The organism is Paenibacillus sp. PvR098 (assembly GCF_017833255.1).
Classification (GTDB): Bacteria; Bacillota; Bacilli; order Paenibacillales; family NBRC-103111; genus Paenibacillus_G.
In genome coordinates, this window is record NZ_JAFIBU010000001.1 from 371,919 (window position 1) to 388,608 (window position 16,690).

The following is a 16,690-nucleotide window of genomic DNA, read 5'->3' on the forward strand; positions in this document are numbered from 1 at the left end:
ACATCCATCATATGTGTTCACTAAACTTTCTATTCACGTTAAGACAAGCTATGATATGATAGGGTAAGATTAAAGACGATAGCTAGAGGTGTATTATGGGGAAGAACCGCAATATTGTGCTGATCGGTATGATGGGATCAGGCAAGACTACCGTAGGACAAGCGCTGTCTGCCAAACTGGGCTGGACGTATATAGACACGGACTCGGAGATCGTACGAAGCCAAGGTATGAGCATCAGCGAAATGTTTGCAAAACAGGGAGAAGAGGCGTTTCGACGGGCGGAAAGTGATACCATAGGGGATGTGCTGAGAGGAAGCAAGCAGGTTATCGCAACGGGTGGCGGAGCGGTACTGCTTGAACAAAACCGGCACGCCATGAACGAGAACGGCTTTGTCGTTGCTCTCTCGGCATCGGTAGAGACGATCATCGAGCGCGTAAGAGGGGATCAAAACCGTCCGCTGCTTCAGGGTAATTTGGAGGAACGGGTAAATCATATTGTGGTAAGCCGGAAGCACGCTTATGACTTTGCCGATTTAAAGGTGGATACGGACGGTCTACCGGTAGACCGCATCATCGATGTGATATGCAGCGCGATGGGAAATGCTTAGAGCGATTCCCATTCCAGCATGCCGCCGGTCATGTTTTTGAGCCCTTTGAGGCCCTGGGCTTCAAGATATTCATAAGCACGACTGCTGCGGTTGCCGCTGCGGCATACAAGAATCGTTTCTCCAAGCTGCGGGATGTCTGCTAACCGCTCGGGAATTTGCATCAAAGGGATGGATTTGGCACCTGGGATCATACCAAGAGCGATTTCCTCCGGTTCACGGACATCGATAATATGAAGCTCCTCGCCGTTTGCGAGTCTTTGTTTGATTTCTTCTGGAGTAATAGTCTGCATGAAAAAGTCCTCCTTCAATGTATGGGCCGTATGGCCGACTGCATTCATCATAATGAATAAATGGAAGTCGTGTCAAACCTGTAATGCCGTGTACTTCAGGAGGGATATGGGGAATGACAGCAGTATACATAGGTCTGGCGGGAATGGCGGGAGCCTTATCGCGCTATGGCATATCTCTTGCCCTAAACAACGGGGTTAGCTCCTATCTTCCCTGGGGGACGCTGCTGTGCAATCTTGCCGGCTGCCTGCTGTTAGGGAAATTGGCTTACTCGGAGTGGCTTGCCCGTTATCCAAAGGCAAGGGCTGCCGTAACGACGGGATTTATCGGTTCGTTCACGACATTTTCAACCTTAAGCTGGGAGTTCTTTGAATTGCTGGAGCATCGGCTTTATGCCAGTGCCGTACTGTATTTTTTGTTCAGCTTATGGGGTGGGCTGCTGTGCATTCATCTCGGCAAGCGCGCCAATTTTTTGCGTTTGAAAAGGGGTTCTTCCGAGTGATGTCGAATACATTATTGAACATGCTTTTGGTGGGAGCAGGAGGCTTTGCGGGAGCGGTCAGCCGATATTGGATGAGCGGCCGGATTGCCCAGCGCTTTCCCGGGTTGATTCCTTACGGTACGCTTTCGGTCAATGTTCTCGGCTCCTTTATGCTTGGATGGTTTTTAGGTCATGGAGCGGATGCCTGGATGACCGCGCTGTTCGGAAGTGGATTTATGGGCGCGTTCACGACATTTTCTACCTTTAAATTGGAGTCTGAGGGGCTACTGTCGCAAGGCCGTAAACGTTCAGCTTGGTTATATATGGGGCTCACTTATACAATGGGCTTTGCTTTTCTATATTTAGGATATGCTATATAAGGAGAGATACATACGATGAAAGCCATTGTTAAACCTACGCCGCGCTTGGAAGGAACCATTAATGCATTGTCATCCAAAAACTATACGACTCGTTATCTGTTGATTGGAGCATTGGCGGATGGAACCAGTACGGTATATTACCCGGCTCACAGCGAAGACAGCGATGCTATGCGCCGCTGCATCCGGGATTTGGGCGCGGTCATTGAAGAGGACGAAGAGAAAATGACGATTCGCGGCTTCGGCCGTAATCCTAAACATGTGAAAGAATTGAATGTGGGCAATGCGGGGGCTGTTTTGCGTTTTCTGATGTCTGTTGCTGCGTTTTGCCCGGAAGTAACTTTTGTTAATTCATATCCGGATTCGTTAGGAAAAAGACCTCATGACGATCTGATTGACTCTCTGCAGCAAATGGGTATCCAGGTGGAGCACCGAGAGGGCAAACTCCCCATCACGATCCGTGGAGGAAAGCCTCGAGGCGGGAAGATTACTGTGTCTGGCAATGTCAGTTCGCAATTTTTAAGCTCACTGCTGTTCACGATGCCACTTTTGGAAGAAGACAGCGAAATAACGGTTCTCCATGACTTGAAGTCGAAGGTCATCGTAGGGCAGACGCTGGAGGTCATTGCGCAAGCAGGCATTAAGATCGAAGCTTCTGAGGATCTGATGCACTACAAAATTCCAGGAGGACAGCAATATTCACCTCAGAAGTATGTTGTACAAGGCGATTATCCGGGCTCTGCGGCCATTTTGGCTGCTGCAAGCGTTACGAATTCGGATGTCACGGTACTTCGTCTTTCCGAGAACAGCAAGCAGGGGGAGCGGGCTGTGGTGGACGTGCTGCGGGCGATGGGTGTGGACTTGACCCACGAGAACGATGTTGTTCGCGTACGCGGCAACCAAATGCTGAAAGCCGGTGAGTTCGACGGCGATCATTTTACCGATGGCGTTCTGGCCATGGTGGCGGCCTCCCTGTTCGCCGAAGGCACTTCCCGTTTCTACAACGTAGAGAACCTTCGATATAAGGAATGTGACCGGATCACTGACTTCGTTACGGAGCTGCGTAAAGCAGGTGCTGACGTAGAGGAAAGACAGAGTGAAATTATTGTCCACGGCCGCCCTCAAGGTATTACCGGGGGTGTGGAAATCAATGCGCATTACGATCATCGCGTGATTATGGCACTGACGGTTGCAGGCTTGCGGTCAGAGAAAGGCCTCATCATTAACGATGCGCATCATGTGGCCAAGTCCTACCCGCAATATTTTGATCATTTAGTATCTCTGGGCGCGCAGATTGAGCTTGTACAGGAATAGAGAAGATCAAGTGTTTATTTATAATCCGTTTATGGCAAGGCGGTGGTGATCGATGACCATCTTGTGGAAAGGAATTCAAGTTACGTTAGGTTTGTTTCTGATGGCGGGGCTGTTATTCGCCAGCGGTGTATTTGCCGTATTGCTTTACGCCAAAATTACCGGACAAACATGGTTTGATGAACCGGTATTAAGCGGGACCGTTATCTACGCGGGCCAAGCAGGACAGGGAAGGCCGACCCCGGGCGGAAATAACGCCAATGCTGCTGCAGCCTCGGATAAGCCGGCAGAACCAAGGCCCAAGAGCGCTATGCTGGAGGCCCCGGTTGTTCGTCAGCTTCCGGAACTTCCTTCCGGCTGCGAGGTAACGAGTCTTACTATGCTCCTTCAATACTACGGCGTGGACAAATCGAAAATGGAGCTAGCCCAAGAGATGAAACGGGATGAGACGCCAATCCGATACAACAAAGATGGTTCTATCGCATTTTGGGGTAACCCGAACTTGGGATTTGTCGGTGAGGTGACTGGGGCTGCCAAAGGCTTCGGCATTTATCATACCGCCTTGTACGATTTGCTGGAGGCTTATGTGCCTACGGCTGTCGATATGACCCGGGAGCCCTTCTCTAAGCTGGAGGATCAATTGATTCAAGGGATTCCTTCTGTCGTTTGGACGACCATAGATTACAAAGTACCAAGTAAATGGGTTGTGTGGGATACGTCGATCGGACCTATTCAAACGACTTTCATGGAGCATGCCGTACTGCTGGTAGGATTTGACGAGGAGTTTGTGTATGTGAATGACCCGCTTTCGGGAAAAGGCAAGCACAAAATTGAAAAAGCGCGTTTCTTGGCTATCTGGGAAGCGATGGGAAGTCAAGCGCTTAGCTATTCTAAAGCAAACTAATAAGGTGTGATAAGGAGTGAGCAGGATGTCGTTTCAAAATCCGTCTCGTGAGGCTATTAAAGAAATATTGATGAATGCGAAGAACATTGCTGTAGTTGGATTGTCTGATAAGCCTGACCGGGAGTCTTATATGGTGTCAGAGGCTATGCAAAAGAAAGGCTACCGCATCATTCCGGTAAACCCAATGGTCAGCGGTACGATCCTGGGTGAAACTTGCTACAGCTCGCTTACGGATATCCCTGAGCCGGTTGATATCGTCAACGTCTTTCGGAGAAGTGAACAAACGGTACCTGTAGCCGAGGAAGCAGTGCGTATCGGAGCCAAAGTGATTTGGCTGCAGCTCGGCGTTTTCAATGAAGAAGCGGCGGAAGTTGCCAAAGCCGGAGGACTGGAAGTTGTGATGGATCGCTGCATTAAGGTGGAGGACTCCATTCTGCTGCCAGGAGGGAAATAAGTTGTTTCGGGAAAATATACAAGAGCGTTTAGCAGTTTATTTGGTTATGGGATTGGATTCATATGAGGGAAGAACTGCACTGGAAACAGCGAAAGCCGCTTTGGAAGGCGGCATTACGATGCTGCAGCTGCGTGAAAAGCAGGCGCCGCTGTCCCGGGTGCTCACTGAAGCTCGAGTGATCCGAGAATTATGCCGGGAATACGGAGTCCCCTTCCTCGTCAACGACAGGGTGGATGTAGCTCTGCTGCTTGAAGCCGATGGCGTTCATGTTGGCCAAGACGATATTCCAGGGAGAGAAGCCCGTAGACTTCTTGGTCATGATGCGATCGTGGGTATCTCTGCGAGTTCAATGGAAGAAGCGGAATGGGCGATGGAAAATGGGGCCGATTATCTGGGTGTTGGGGCCATTTATGCTACGCTGACCAAAGGCGATGCAGGTGAGCCGATCGGAACCGAATTAATAGGCCGGATCAAGAAGCGCTGGGGCCGTATTCCTATGGTTGGCATCGGCGGAATCGAACATGGCCGCGCCGCTTCCGTCGTAGAGGCTGGTGCAGATGGCGTAGCCGTTGTTTCCGCTGTCGTCCGGAGCCAAGATCCGCGTCATGCTGCCGAACGCTTAAAGCAGGAAGTGCTTGGCGTGAATTGACGCTTTTCAAAAAAAAGATCCGATCAGTTATAAAAAAAATCCTCCTTGAAGAAAATAAGAAAAGCTTTCGGAATGGAACGGACGAATGCACCCGGAACCGGAAGACTTCTCAATACAAGGAGGATTTTCTCATGTACAACCAACAAGGCTATCAAAACAGCTTTCAAAATCAGATGGGAGCTAACACCAGCTCTCAATCCCGCCAAGCCAGATACCAACCGGCAGGCTCGGTTCAATCCCAGTATAACCAATCCTTGAACCAAGGAACGAACAGCCAATTCTCCGCAGGGATGAACCAGTCTAACGGTTCCCTGCAGAATACGGCATCGTACCAAACGGCTAACTACCGCGGTAACCAACAAGGTCACGACGCGTATCTGCGTGCTGATTCCACTCAGCCATCCCAAAGTCAATACGGGATCGGCGCCAGTCAGATGGGAATGGGAGCAAGCCAACTAGGCAATCAATTGAGTTCTTCCTACAACACAACAGGAATGAACCAACAATTCGGCGCTTCCAATCAGCAATACGGCCAAAACCAAAACCCACAATCTTTTCACACGGCTAACTACCGCGGGGATCAATCAGGTCATGATGCCTACCTCCGCGCGGATTCCACGCAGCCGGCTCAAAGTCAATACGGCATCGGCGCAAGCCAAATGGGAATGGGAATGGGTACAAATAACCAACTTGGAATGGGTACTAGCCAAATGGGGATGGGAATAACCCAAATGGGCAATCAAATGAGTTCTTCCTACAACACAACAGGAATGAACCAACAATTCGGTGCTTCCAATCAGCAATACGGCCAAAACCAAAACCCACAAACCTTTCACACGGCTAACTATCGTGGAGATCAACCAGCTCATGACGCATACCTGCGCGCAGACTCCACACAGCCTTCTCAAAGTCAATTGGGCATGAGCACAAACAATATGGGCTACAGCAGGTAACCAAGTATAATTCATAAAATGGCTTGAAGGAGGCGGACTTTTCAGTCCGTCTTTTTCTCTATTACGGCTTCATTTCGCTGTTTGACAAAAGAGAGTCCAAGGCTTACCATCTTAATAGGAAAGGGGGAACGGCTTGCTTTGAATTGGATGGGAAACTTGCAGCAGCTTGGACGCTCACTGATGCTGCCGACCATAACGCTTCCCGTTGCAGCTATTTTGCTGCGTCTCGGATCGCTGCCTTGGGAACAAATGCATATGCCCCAAATTGGGGAAATTTTAACGTTGGCCGGAACAACGATCTTTACTTATTTGCCACTGATCTTTGCCGTAGGCGTTGCGCTGGGCTTGACGGAGAGCGCGGGCATTGCCGGTATGTCTGCCTTAATCGGTCATTATATGTTCAGTGAATCTCTGAAGCATTTTCTGGGCGAATCGTTCCAGCTTGGTGTACCGGGCGGAATCTTGATCGGCCTGCTTGCGGCGGTGATTTATCACCGGGTGAAGCATATTCAGCTCCCCGAATATATTCAATTTTTCGGCGGTCCGCGGATGGTGCCGCTGCTCATGGGTCTGGCCATTTTTATATTGATCGTAATCATGATTCAGATAGGGCCTTTTCTGGAAGCGGGCATGCAAGCGCTAACGAATGTCATCTTGGGGCTTGGCGGATTCGGAACGTTCTTATACGGAATCATCCACAGGCTGCTTGTGCCTTCGGGATTGCATCATGTGTTTAATAATTTTTTCTGGTTCCAGTTGGGCGCTTACGACGCTAACGGACAGCCGGTGTTCGGCGATTTACCGCGATTTTTTGCGGGTGATCCTGAAGCGGGTTTTTATATGGCGGGATTATATCCGGTGATGATGTTTGCACTGCCGGCTATCGCGCTGGCCATTATTCAGGAAGCGCGTGAAGATTTGAAGCCGAAAATTCGCGCCACTTTTTTGACCGCGGCCTTCGCCTGCTTTTTAACCGGAGTGACGGAGCCGATCGAGTTCGCATTTTTGTTCGTGGCGCCGTATCTCTTTATTGTCCATGCCATCCTCTCGGGTTTTGCGATGTGGATCGCTTTTGCTTTGGACATACACCACGGCTTCTCGTACTCGGCAGGGGCCATCGACTTTTTGATCAATCTTCATCTGGCGAAGAACGGGCTGCTCCTGATTCCGATCGGGCTGGGCTACGGAATTGTCTATTATGTACTGTTTCGCTGGGCGATTCGTCGATTCCGGATCCCTACGCCTGGCCGCGAGGAAGGCTCGCAGCTGGAAGAGTGGGCAGGGGACATTCCTTATCGCTCACCGCTGATTCTGCAGGCACTGGGCGGTAAGAACAATATCAAGAACATTGAGGCTTGTATCACCCGCCTTCGTCTAACTCTCGTTAACGACCGTCAGATGGACACCGCGGCGCTTAAACATTTGGGCGCAGCCGGTGTCATCCGTTTGGGAGGGGGCAACGTGCAGGTGGTGTTCGGCACCTATTCCGAATTAATCCGGGAAGAGATTAATAAGGCGCTGCGCAAGGACATTGAGCAGGTGCTGTTTAATTCGCCTATGCAGGGCCGCATGATTCCGCTCGAGGAAGTGCCGGATAAAATTTTCGCAGGGAAGCTTGTCGGTGACGGCGTGGCATTCCTCCCCGAGAAGGGGGAGCTTGTATCGCCGGTGGCTGGTAAGATCATTCATGTTTATCCATCGCTTCATGCCATAGGGATCGAGACGCAGCAAGGGCTTCAAGTACTGCTGCATATTGGTATCGACACGGCCCACCTTGAGGGTAAATACTTTACGTGCTATATCAAAGAAGGAGACCAGGTCGAGCCGGGGCAGCTGCTTGTTCGTTTCAATTTGAATAAGGTGAAAAAGAACTGCAAATCGCTTGCGACGCCGATGCTGATCACCAATGTTGATAAGGTGAAGTCATGGAGCTTCGCGCCTTATAAAACAGTCAAGAAGGGTCAGGCGTCCGTTATGTCGGTCGTACTCAAGAATGCCGTCACAGAGGGAGGGAACGCTTTTGGTTGAGGGAATCGGAGCATCATCCGGTATCGCCATGGGCAAAGCCTTTGTCATTCCGACTTGGGAATGGGACTTTCCCGAAAAGCTGATCGATGTTGCGGATTTAGCTTATGAATTCGAGCGGTTGTATGACGGAATCCATCACTCCAAGGTAGAAATTGAACAGATTAAGCAGGAATTCGTCAGTGTGCTGGGGGAAGAGCAGACACAAATTTTCGACGCTCATCTGGCCATCCTTGAAGATCCCATTTTTATGAGCGAAGTGCAGGGCATCATGCAGCGTCAGTACAAAGCGGCAGAGGTAGCGGTCAAGGAAGCGATTGAGAAATTCGTCAATATGTTCGATCTGCTCGATGATCATTACATGAAGGAACGAGCGCTCGATATTAAGGATGTCGGAAATCGGCTGCTCAAGCATTTGCTTGGAGCGCTCGAGGAGACGCTGCCGCCTAAGGATCAACCGTATATTCTGGTAGCCAAAGAATTGATTCCGTCCCAGATGGTTCATCTAGACGTGAGCCAAACCATGGGAATTGTCACCCTGATGGGGGGCAAAACGTCTCACGTGGCTATCATGGCTCGGGCCATGAGCGTTCCTTATGTGCTCGGTCTGGAGGGTAAGCTCCAGACACCGATTCAAAACGGCGATTACCTCATCATCGATGGAGATGAAGGCATCGTATACGTCAATCCGAATCAAGAGGTTGTCGAACAGTATGAAGCTCGAAGGGAATCTTGGAGGGCAGTTCAGGAGCAGCTTCAGAAATTAGCGCATCTGCCTTCCTGTACGGAGGATGGCTGGTCCATGCAGTTTGCGGCCAACATAAGCTCGGTCAAAGAGCTGGATTTGGTCATCCGCAACGGAGCTTCGGGCGTAGGTCTGTTTCGGACGGAATTTTTGTATATGGACCGGAGCACCTTCCCGCAAGAGGAGGAACAGTTTGTCGTATACCGTGAGGTGGCAGAACGGCTCGGAGAAAAGTCGGTCGTCATTCGGACGCTGGATATCGGCGGAGACAAACATTTGGATTATTTGGCACTTCCCGAGGAGGAGAATCCGTCACTAGGTTATCGTGCGATTCGGATTATGCTGGACCGGACGGATTTGTTTAAGACACAGCTGCGAGCTATTCTGCGAGCCAGCCATTACGGAAGCGTCAAAATCATGTATCCGATGATTTCCAGCTTAGAAGAGCTCCATAAGGCAAATGAACTGCTGGAGGAAGCCAAGCAGGAGCTGAGGAATGCGGATGTTTCTTTCAGCGAAGACATCAAGGTAGGCATTATGATCGAATTGCCTGCGTCGGTCATGATTTCGGACCTGCTGGCCCAAGAGGTGGATTTCTTTAGCATCGGCACGAATGATTTGGTTCAGTATGTACTTGCCGTAGACCGGATGAACGAACAAGTGGCGCACCTGTACGATCCCTTCCATCCGGCTGTGCTCCGCATGCTGAAGCTCACTGTGGATAATGCCAAGCGTTTCGGCACGAATGTCAGTGTATGCGGAGAACTTGCAGGGGACATTCGTGCCCTTCCGATCTGGCTATCTCTCGGGATAAAAGAATTAAGCATGTCAGTGCAATCGATCCTGAAGGTGAAGAATAGCTTGCTGCAAAGCCGGTACAGCGATGCGGTCGGCATTTGGGACGAGCTGTCCAAATGTAAGTCCAGCTCGGCTGTGATGGATGTGCTTGGGCGATATTTGGAGACGGATTTGGCGGAGGAGACACAGCCTCCGCGGCCGGCAAGCGGCTGCCTCTAAGCCGCTTGCCGTTTCCTGAGACTATAGATCAACCCCTAGGAGGAGAATGCATTATGGAATTAAAAGGTTACCGAGTGCTTGCTTTTGTAGATGAGGATTTTGAAGATTTGGAAATGTGGTATCCGGTGATGCGGCTGAGGGAAGCGGGGGCGGAGGTACATCTCGCCGGACCCAAATCGAATACGGTGTATCATGGTAAATACGGAGTTCCGCTTACGACGGATCATGCGCTGGATGAAGTTCGTTCGGAGGAGTATATCGGGTTGTATGTCCCGGGAGGTTGGGCACCTGATAAATTACGTCGTTATGAATCCGTGCTGCGGCTTACTAGAGAGTTCCATGAAGCAGAGAAGCCGATCGCTCAGATATGTCACGCCGGTTGGGTGCTGGCATCGGCTAAAATATGCAAGGGCTACACGATGACCTCGACGCCCGGGATTAAGGACGATTTGGAGAACGCGGGAGCGATCTGGGTTGACGAAGAGGTAGTGGTTGACCGTCATATCGTATCGGGCCGTAGACCGCCGGATCTTCCCGCGTTTACGAAGACCTTCGTCGACGTTTTGGCTAGTTATTCCCGCAAGTAATAGCTTCGGCAAGTAGAGAGAAGCAAGGAGCCAAGCCTAATGAACTCGTTCATTCGATGGCTGCCTTCCCTGCTGTGGATGGCGGTCATTTTTTATTTATCTTCCCGAACCGGTGAAGATTTGGGCGGCTGGCTGGACTCCGTCCGCCGCTGGGTTCCGATGATGGAAGGCTTTAATTGGGGACATTTCGCAGCCTACTTTATCTTGGCATGGACTTATTTATGGGCGCTTCGCCCCAAGCGGTTGAGCCTCGGGATTAGGCTTGTGGTCGTACTCATGTGCGTACTTTATGGTGTGACGGACGAATACCATCAGTCGTTCGTTCCGGGACGGACGCCCGATCTGATGGATCTTCGCAATGATGCTATCGGTGCCGCGTTAGCGATGCTTCTGCTCTATCTTCCGTTTGTCCGGCGTTGGTACAGCCGCCTATCCGGTGCTAAATATTACTAACTCACTTTCAGAAGGAAATGCTGAACGGAGGTAGAATATTTGAACATAGAGAAAGGTTTGGGTTGTCGCCAAAAAGGAGTGGTTTTGTTGCAGAAGCAGTGCAAATGCGGTGAGCATATGGGTATCCGCCTCCGCACCGTCATTTATCAAAACAAGGTTGAAATCGAAAATGTCCCTATTTTTTCGTGTGAAGCTTGCAGCCGCAGCGAAGTGTTCCCAGGGGTTAAGCCGGAGCTGACCGGACTGATCGGCACGCTTGGCAGCAAGCCCGGCAAGCAGCATTTGCAATTTGAAGAAGTGAGCGAAGTGGCTCATCTGATGGTAAAGGTGACCGAGAAGAAACGGGCGGCCGATCCCGTGGAGGCCATTATTCAGGAGCGCATTAACGAGCTGCTTGATCTGCTGCTTCTTGCCCAGTCGCTGAACGACGAGCCCTGGGTTGATGATGTAAGAATGCGGTTGTCTCAAATTGCCAAACATTCCATAACGGTACACGATTTCTGAAAGCCACTGCCCCGCAGTTGGCTTTTTTGACTTAATTTGATACTATTATCATAGGACTAAGCCTATATTCGTTGCGAAACCAAGCATTTTGTCGTATGATAAGGCTAAATAACATGATCGCATTATACTTTTTAAACATTGGAGAGAATGGCCGTGACTGTGACAATTTATGATGTAGCAAGAGAAGCGGGCGTTTCCATGGCGACCGTTTCCCGGGTAGTCAACAATAATCCTAACGTGAAGCCGCAAACACGGAAGAAGGTCTTCGAGGCCATTGAACGCTTAGGCTATCGACCTAACGCGGTGGCAAGAGGCTTGGCCAGTAAGAAGACGACAACCGTCGGCGTGGTCATTCCCGATATTTCCAATTCGATATTCTCAGAGGTTGCCAGAGGCATCGAGGACATCGCTAATATGTATCACTACAATATTATTCTTTGTAACGCGGATAAGAAGAAGGATAAGGAAATCCGCGTGATTAACACGCTTCTGGAGAAGCAGGTGGACGGACTGCTCTTTATGGGGGGCGCGATTACGGACGAGCACATTCAAGCGTTCAAGACGTCTTCGGTACCGGTAGTGCTTTGCGCGACGGTGGATGAACAGAAATCCATCCCATCGGTCGATATTGACCATGAGAAGGCGGCTTACGATGCGGTACAAGTACTGCTGCAGAACGGTCACCGTCAAATCGCCATGATTTCCGGTACCCTGCAGGATCCGACTAATGGATATGCGCGGTACCATGGCTATAAGAAGGCGATGGAAGAAGCCGGGATTCCGGTAAGTGAGGATTATGTTCGGATCGGCAATTACCGTTACGAATCCGGTCTTGAAGTCACAAAGTATTTCTTGGAGCTGGACGAGCGTCCTACAGCTATTTTTGCGGCAACGGACGAAATGGCCATCGGAGCAGTTCATGCGCTTCAAGATAGCGGGCTGAAAGTGCCTGAAGATATATCTGTCATCAGTGTGGACAATATCCGGATGGCTTCTATGGTACGGCCGCAGCTGACGACAGTAGCTCAACCGATGTATGATATCGGTGCCGTGGCGATGCGTCTTTTAACCAAGCTGATGAATAAGGAAACGAAAGATGCCTCAGAGCTGACGCAGGTTACTTTACCGCATGATATTATCCATAGAAATTCGGTGGCTCCACGCTAACGTGAGCCACTTCTTTTTGTAAAGGAGGACCTGGGTTTGGCCTATTCAAAAATTGGCATTATCGGTGCGATGAAGGAAGAGATTGAGCTTTTCCACAACCACATGGATCAGGTAAGCGAATCGGTGAAAGCGGGCATAGTGTTCTACGAAGGACGGTTTCACGGACGGCAGATTGTGCTTTGCAAATCCGGTGTGGGCAAAGTGAATGCCGCGATAACTACGCAAATCCTGATCGATACATACGGGGTGGAGTCCATTGTATTTACGGGAGTGGCCGGAGCGGTGGACCCTGAGCTGAACGTGGGGGATATCGTCGTGTCTACGGAATGCCTGCAGCATGATATGGACGTGACGGCGCTCGGCTTCCCAAGGGGTACGATACCTTATGAGGCGACATCACTGTTTACTGCAGACGAGCGTTTGCGTACGCTTGCTGTAGAAGCCAGCGTCGAGTTATTCGGCGGACGGGTGAAGGAAGGGCGAGTGCTTTCCGGAGATCAGTTTATTGCGAGCCGGGAAACGGTAGCACAGTTGTACTCGGAGCTCGGCGGAGCGTGCACGGAGATGGAAGGCGCGGCTGTAGCTCAAGCATGCTACATGAACGGAATTCCATTTGTAGTCATCCGCTCCATGTCTGATAAAGCCGATGGATCGGCGCATGTCAACTTCGCGGAATTTACCGTACAGGCTTCGGAGAATTCGTACCGAATCGTAGATCAAATACTGAAGCGGCTGCAATAAACTGCCGCAGCGGCTTATTATAGAGAAGGAGAGTAGTCTACAATGTCTTCTGTTACAATGGATCAGATCGTCGCTCTGGCGAAGCACAGAGGTTATATTTTTCCAGGCTCCGAGATTTACGGGGGTCTTGCGAACACATGGGATTACGGTCCACTCGGCGTGGAGCTCAAAAACAACATTAAACGGGCATGGTGGAAAAAGTTTATCCAAGAGTCGCCCTACAATGTCGGTTTGGACGCAGCCATTTTGATGAATCCTCAAGCTTGGGTGGCTTCGGGTCATGTAGGCAATTTTAACGACCCCATGGTCGATTGCAAAAAATGTAAGGTGCGTCACCGCGCAGACAAGCTGATCGAGAACGCTTTGTCGGCCAAAGGGATCGAGATGATCGTGGACGGATTATCTTTTGCCGATATGGAGAAGTTGATAGCCGAACACCAGATCGTTTGTCCGGATTGCGGCGCAATGGATTATACAGAGATTCGCCAGTTCAATCTGATGTTCAAGACGTTCCAAGGTGTTACTGAATCAAGCGCTAACGTTGTGTATATGCGTCCGGAGACGGCGCAGGGCATCTTCGTTAACTTTAAGAATGTGCAGCGTACGATGCGCAAAAAGCTTCCATTTGGTATTGGACAAATCGGTAAGAGCTTCCGAAATGAAATTACGCCGGGCAATTTTACATTCCGGACCCGTGAATTCGAACAGATGGAGCTCGAGTTTTTCTGCAAGCCGGGAGAGGATTTGCAGTGGTTTGAGTACTGGCGCGCCTTCTGCCGTGATTGGCTGCTCGCTCTCGGTATGACGGAAGGCAGCATTCGCCTGCGAGATCACTCGGAGGATGAGCTGTCACATTACAGTAACGGCACAACAGACATCGAATATAAATTCCCGTTCGGATGGGGCGAGCTTTGGGGTATCGCAGATCGTACGGATTATGATTTGAAACAGCATATGACGCATTCCGGTGAGGATTTCCATTATATCGATCAAGAAACGAACGAACGATACGTTCCTTACTGTATCGAGCCTTCGCTGGGCGCTGACCGTGTGACGCTGGCCTTTCTGATCGACGCTTACGAGGAGCAGAAGCTGGAAGGAGAAGACAGCCGTACAGTGTTGCACCTGCATCCCGCGCTGGCTCCTTACAAAGCGGCAATTTTCCCACTCTCCAAGAAGCTCTCGGAAGGCGCGAATAAAGTGTTCGCCGATTTGGCCAAGCACTTTCTGGTTGACTATGATGAAGCCGGTTCGATTGGCAAGCGGTACCGCCGCCACGACGAAATTGGTACTCCGTTCTGTATCACGTATGACTTTGAATCTGAGCAGGATGGACAGGTGACGGTTCGTGACCGCGATACCATGGAGCAAACGCGGATGCCGATCAGCGAATTGAAAGCATTCCTCGAATCGAAAATCGAATTTTAATAGTAAAGCCCGCATGGACCGGTTTGAAGGTCAGCGGGCTTTTTCATTTGCAGAATGGATAATCATAGGATCATTTCTTTCGGCACATTTATTTAGGCAAATACATCATGGCGAGCTCTTTGATATGTCTATTTTTTAGTGTAATTTCGTTTCGGCGAGGCATGGGTTCCCATGTTTCTACATGGTCCAGCCACGTGGAGGGAAGTTTTTCACTGCTGTAGGGCTGCCATTGATTAAGCCATGAGGGCGGCAGAGCCAATCTTGGCTCCTTCTCCAACTGCCCGATTAGCGGGTGCTCGCTCATTTCAAGCCAAAGCAGGCTCCATGCACGGGGAACAACACGCCAAATATCATATCCGCCGCCGCCCAGCGCTACCCAACGACCGCCGCAATATTCATGAGCCAGCTGATGGATGAACCGCGGCATCGCCCGGTATATTTCCATACTGCAGTGCATGTGAGCGAGTGGATCGAAAGCGTGTGCATCACAGCCGTGCTGTGATACGATTAAATCAGGCTTGAACTGTGCCGCCACTTTGGCGAGCACTTCCTCAAAGCATTCCAGCCACGATGCGTCTTCGGTATAGGGCTCCATCGGTACATTAATGGTAGCTCCGAAACCGGTTTCATCTCCTCGTTCATTCACTGCTCCAGTTCCCGGAAACAAATATTTCCCCGTTTCATGGATGGAAAAGGTGCAAACGGAAGGATCCGTGTAGAAGCTCCATTGCACGCCATCACCGTGGTGCACGTCCGTATCGATGTATAGTACTCGAAGGCCGTAAGCGCTTTTAGCATGCGCAATGGCAATCGCCGCGTCGTTGTAAACACAAAACCCTGCACCTTTGCTCGGCATGGCGTGATGCAGTCCACCGCCCAAATGCAGTGCATGCTCTGCTTCGCCGGTTATGACAGCATCCACGGCCCGGATTGATGCCCCGACTATGCTTAGCGTGATGTCGTTCATTCCGGGGAAGAAGGGGGTATCTTCTGTGTCCAGCCCGTATTTCCCTGCCAGCTGCAGCCATTCCTGTTCAGGTGCAGGGTGACTTAGCGCGGTAACGGCAGATACATATTCCTTGGAATGCACGCGATAAAGCTGGTTTTCTTCTGCTTTGCCCGGGGTAATAACGGATTCAGGTGCCAGGGCACCCGCTTGTCGCAGCAGATCTACTGTCAGAATCAATCTTTTCTGATTAAAGGGATGATTATCGTTGAAACGATATGCTGTCTCATTCTCGTCATATATGAACAAAGCTTTCGCATTCATGTCTTCTCGCGCCTCCATCAGTACATAAACCGCTGTCGGAAACGAACACGGTCGAACTTTTCGACAGAGGACAGAGGTACGTTTTTGCCGATGCGCACCATCAGACAGTTGGCGGGATGGGAGCAAATTTCCGGATCGTCGGTGGCATACCAGACCATATCGACGCTTTTCATCAGCTTTTCCATCATATCGCGATACTGCCAGACCGTGAGCCCGCTTGATTCCAAATCCCAATGCCAATAATATTCTGTAGTGAACGTGATGACGTTCTCCAATTGCTCGCCTTCGAATGCCAGTTGGATCAACTTTTTCCCAAGGCCTACGCCACGATAATCATTAGCGACTTCAATCGCACCAAGCTCGATCAGGTCCTCCATACCGCCTTCTGACCAGCGCTCCAGCTCATCGGGATAATGGAAGGTAACATAGCCTACGATTTGATCGGAAATTCGTGCGGCTATGATCCGTCCCTCCGGCAGTTCTGAAATTTCAACTAATGCTTCCGATTGCTCCTTGGGACGGCGAAAGGCGTCTAGATCCGGATGAAGGGTGTACGTACGCAGCCGTTCGGGAGAAATGGGGCCCTCTACTATCATCTCAGTGTTCTGATATGGGATAACCAGGGAATGAACTATTTTGATATGCTCCATCTGCGTTGATCGACTCCCTTCCAGAACTTTCACAATGTTAGCATAACAAAAATTTGGTCGAATAAAAAGGGTTGTGGT

At 50.4% G+C, this 16,690-nt stretch carries 19 protein-coding genes; 16 read left to right on the forward strand and 3 right to left on the reverse strand.

Going from position 1 to position 16,690, the window contains the following annotated elements; all coding sequences use genetic code 11:
• The first annotated feature begins 95 nt into the window (after positions 1-95).
• Entirely contained in the window at positions 96-608 is a 513-nt protein-coding gene (locus JOE45_RS01825; protein ID WP_210021807.1) for a shikimate kinase, read from the forward strand.
• Here JOE45_RS01825 and JOE45_RS01830 read toward each other — a convergent pair.
• Positions 605-898 carry a rhodanese-like domain-containing protein gene (locus tag JOE45_RS01830; protein ID WP_210021806.1) on the reverse strand — a complete coding sequence of 98 codons (294 nt, stop codon included), beginning with the start codon at positions 896-898 and terminating at the stop codon, positions 605-607. The two genes, JOE45_RS01825 and JOE45_RS01830, sit on opposite strands and share 4 nt — an antisense overlap.
• Positions 899-1,011: 113 nt before the next feature.
• Between JOE45_RS01830 and crcB the strand changes: the two genes are divergently transcribed.
• The 15 genes from crcB (at position 1,012) to JOE45_RS01905 (ending at position 14,692) form a co-directional block, all read left to right on the forward strand.
• Positions 1,012-1,398 (forward strand): fluoride efflux transporter CrcB, encoded by a 387-nt coding sequence (gene crcB / locus JOE45_RS01835; protein ID WP_210021805.1) that lies wholly within the window; start codon positions 1,012-1,014, stop codon positions 1,396-1,398.
• Positions 1,398-1,757: a fluoride efflux transporter FluC gene (locus JOE45_RS01840; protein ID WP_245246545.1), complete on the forward strand. Its 360-nt coding sequence runs from the start codon at positions 1,398-1,400 to the stop codon at positions 1,755-1,757. The genes crcB and JOE45_RS01840 overlap by 1 nt, the downstream gene beginning before the upstream one ends.
• 15 nt (positions 1,758-1,772) lie before the next feature.
• Positions 1,773-3,068 (forward strand): 3-phosphoshikimate 1-carboxyvinyltransferase, encoded by a 1,296-nt coding sequence (gene aroA, locus JOE45_RS01845; protein ID WP_210021803.1) that lies wholly within the window; start codon positions 1,773-1,775, stop codon positions 3,066-3,068.
• 52 nt (positions 3,069-3,120) lie between these two features.
• Positions 3,121-3,969 carry a C39 family peptidase gene (locus JOE45_RS01850; protein ID WP_210021802.1) on the forward strand — a complete coding sequence of 283 codons (849 nt, stop codon included), beginning with the start codon at positions 3,121-3,123 and terminating at the stop codon, positions 3,967-3,969.
• 25 nt (positions 3,970-3,994) lie between these two features.
• On the forward strand, positions 3,995-4,423 hold the full coding sequence (locus JOE45_RS01855; RefSeq protein ID WP_210021801.1) for a CoA-binding protein: 429 nt from the start codon (positions 3,995-3,997) through the stop codon (positions 4,421-4,423).
• Between the two features lies 1 nt (position 4,424).
• Complete coding sequence (gene thiE / locus JOE45_RS01860) at positions 4,425-5,072, forward strand: thiamine phosphate synthase (RefSeq protein WP_461479630.1); 648 nt, start codon at positions 4,425-4,427, stop codon at positions 5,070-5,072.
• 131 nt (positions 5,073-5,203) lie between these two features.
• A complete protein-coding gene (locus JOE45_RS01865) occupies positions 5,204-6,025 on the forward strand; it encodes a hypothetical protein (RefSeq protein WP_210021800.1) in 822 nt (273 codons plus the stop codon).
• A gap of 138 nt (positions 6,026-6,163) precedes the next feature.
• Entirely contained in the window at positions 6,164-8,053 is a 1,890-nt protein-coding gene (locus JOE45_RS01870) for a glucose PTS transporter subunit IIA (protein WP_210021799.1), read from the forward strand.
• On the forward strand, positions 8,046-9,812 hold the full coding sequence (ptsP, locus tag JOE45_RS01875) for a phosphoenolpyruvate--protein phosphotransferase (protein WP_210021798.1): 1,767 nt from the start codon (positions 8,046-8,048) through the stop codon (positions 9,810-9,812). Before JOE45_RS01870 ends, ptsP begins: the two co-directional genes overlap by 8 nt.
• Positions 9,813-9,865: 53 nt before the next feature.
• Positions 9,866-10,399: a type 1 glutamine amidotransferase domain-containing protein gene (locus tag JOE45_RS01880; RefSeq protein WP_210021797.1), complete on the forward strand. Its 534-nt coding sequence runs from the start codon at positions 9,866-9,868 to the stop codon at positions 10,397-10,399.
• Positions 10,400-10,438: 39 nt separating this feature from the next.
• Entirely contained in the window at positions 10,439-10,852 is a 414-nt protein-coding gene (locus JOE45_RS01885; RefSeq protein ID WP_210021796.1) for a VanZ family protein, read from the forward strand.
• An 87-nt stretch (positions 10,853-10,939) separates the two neighbouring features.
• Positions 10,940-11,356, forward strand: a complete 417-nt coding sequence (locus JOE45_RS01890; protein WP_210021795.1) for a hypothetical protein — start codon at positions 10,940-10,942, stop codon at positions 11,354-11,356.
• Between the two features lie 147 nt (positions 11,357-11,503).
• On the forward strand, positions 11,504-12,523 hold the full coding sequence (gene ccpA / locus JOE45_RS01895) for a catabolite control protein A (protein WP_210021794.1): 1,020 nt from the start codon (positions 11,504-11,506) through the stop codon (positions 12,521-12,523).
• Positions 12,524-12,559: 36 nt separating this feature from the next.
• Positions 12,560-13,264: a 5'-methylthioadenosine/adenosylhomocysteine nucleosidase gene (locus tag JOE45_RS01900; protein ID WP_210021793.1), complete on the forward strand. Its 705-nt coding sequence runs from the start codon at positions 12,560-12,562 to the stop codon at positions 13,262-13,264.
• Positions 13,265-13,306: 42 nt separating this feature from the next.
• The gene (locus JOE45_RS01905) at positions 13,307-14,692 is read left to right on the forward strand and encodes a glycine--tRNA ligase (protein ID WP_210021792.1); all 1,386 of its coding nucleotides are present in this window, start codon (positions 13,307-13,309) and stop codon (positions 14,690-14,692) included.
• An 88-nt stretch (positions 14,693-14,780) separates the two neighbouring features.
• On the opposite strand, the gene JOE45_RS01910 is transcribed toward JOE45_RS01905, so the two are convergent.
• Both JOE45_RS01910 and JOE45_RS01915 read right to left on the reverse strand, forming a co-directional pair.
• Positions 14,781-15,962, reverse strand: a complete 1,182-nt coding sequence (locus JOE45_RS01910; protein WP_210021791.1) for an acetoin utilization protein AcuC — start codon at positions 15,960-15,962, stop codon at positions 14,781-14,783.
• Between the two features lie 17 nt (positions 15,963-15,979).
• Positions 15,980-16,612 carry a GNAT family N-acetyltransferase gene (locus JOE45_RS01915; protein WP_210021790.1) on the reverse strand — a complete coding sequence of 211 codons (633 nt, stop codon included), beginning with the start codon at positions 16,610-16,612 and terminating at the stop codon, positions 15,980-15,982.
• Positions 16,613-16,690 lie beyond the last annotated feature (78 nt).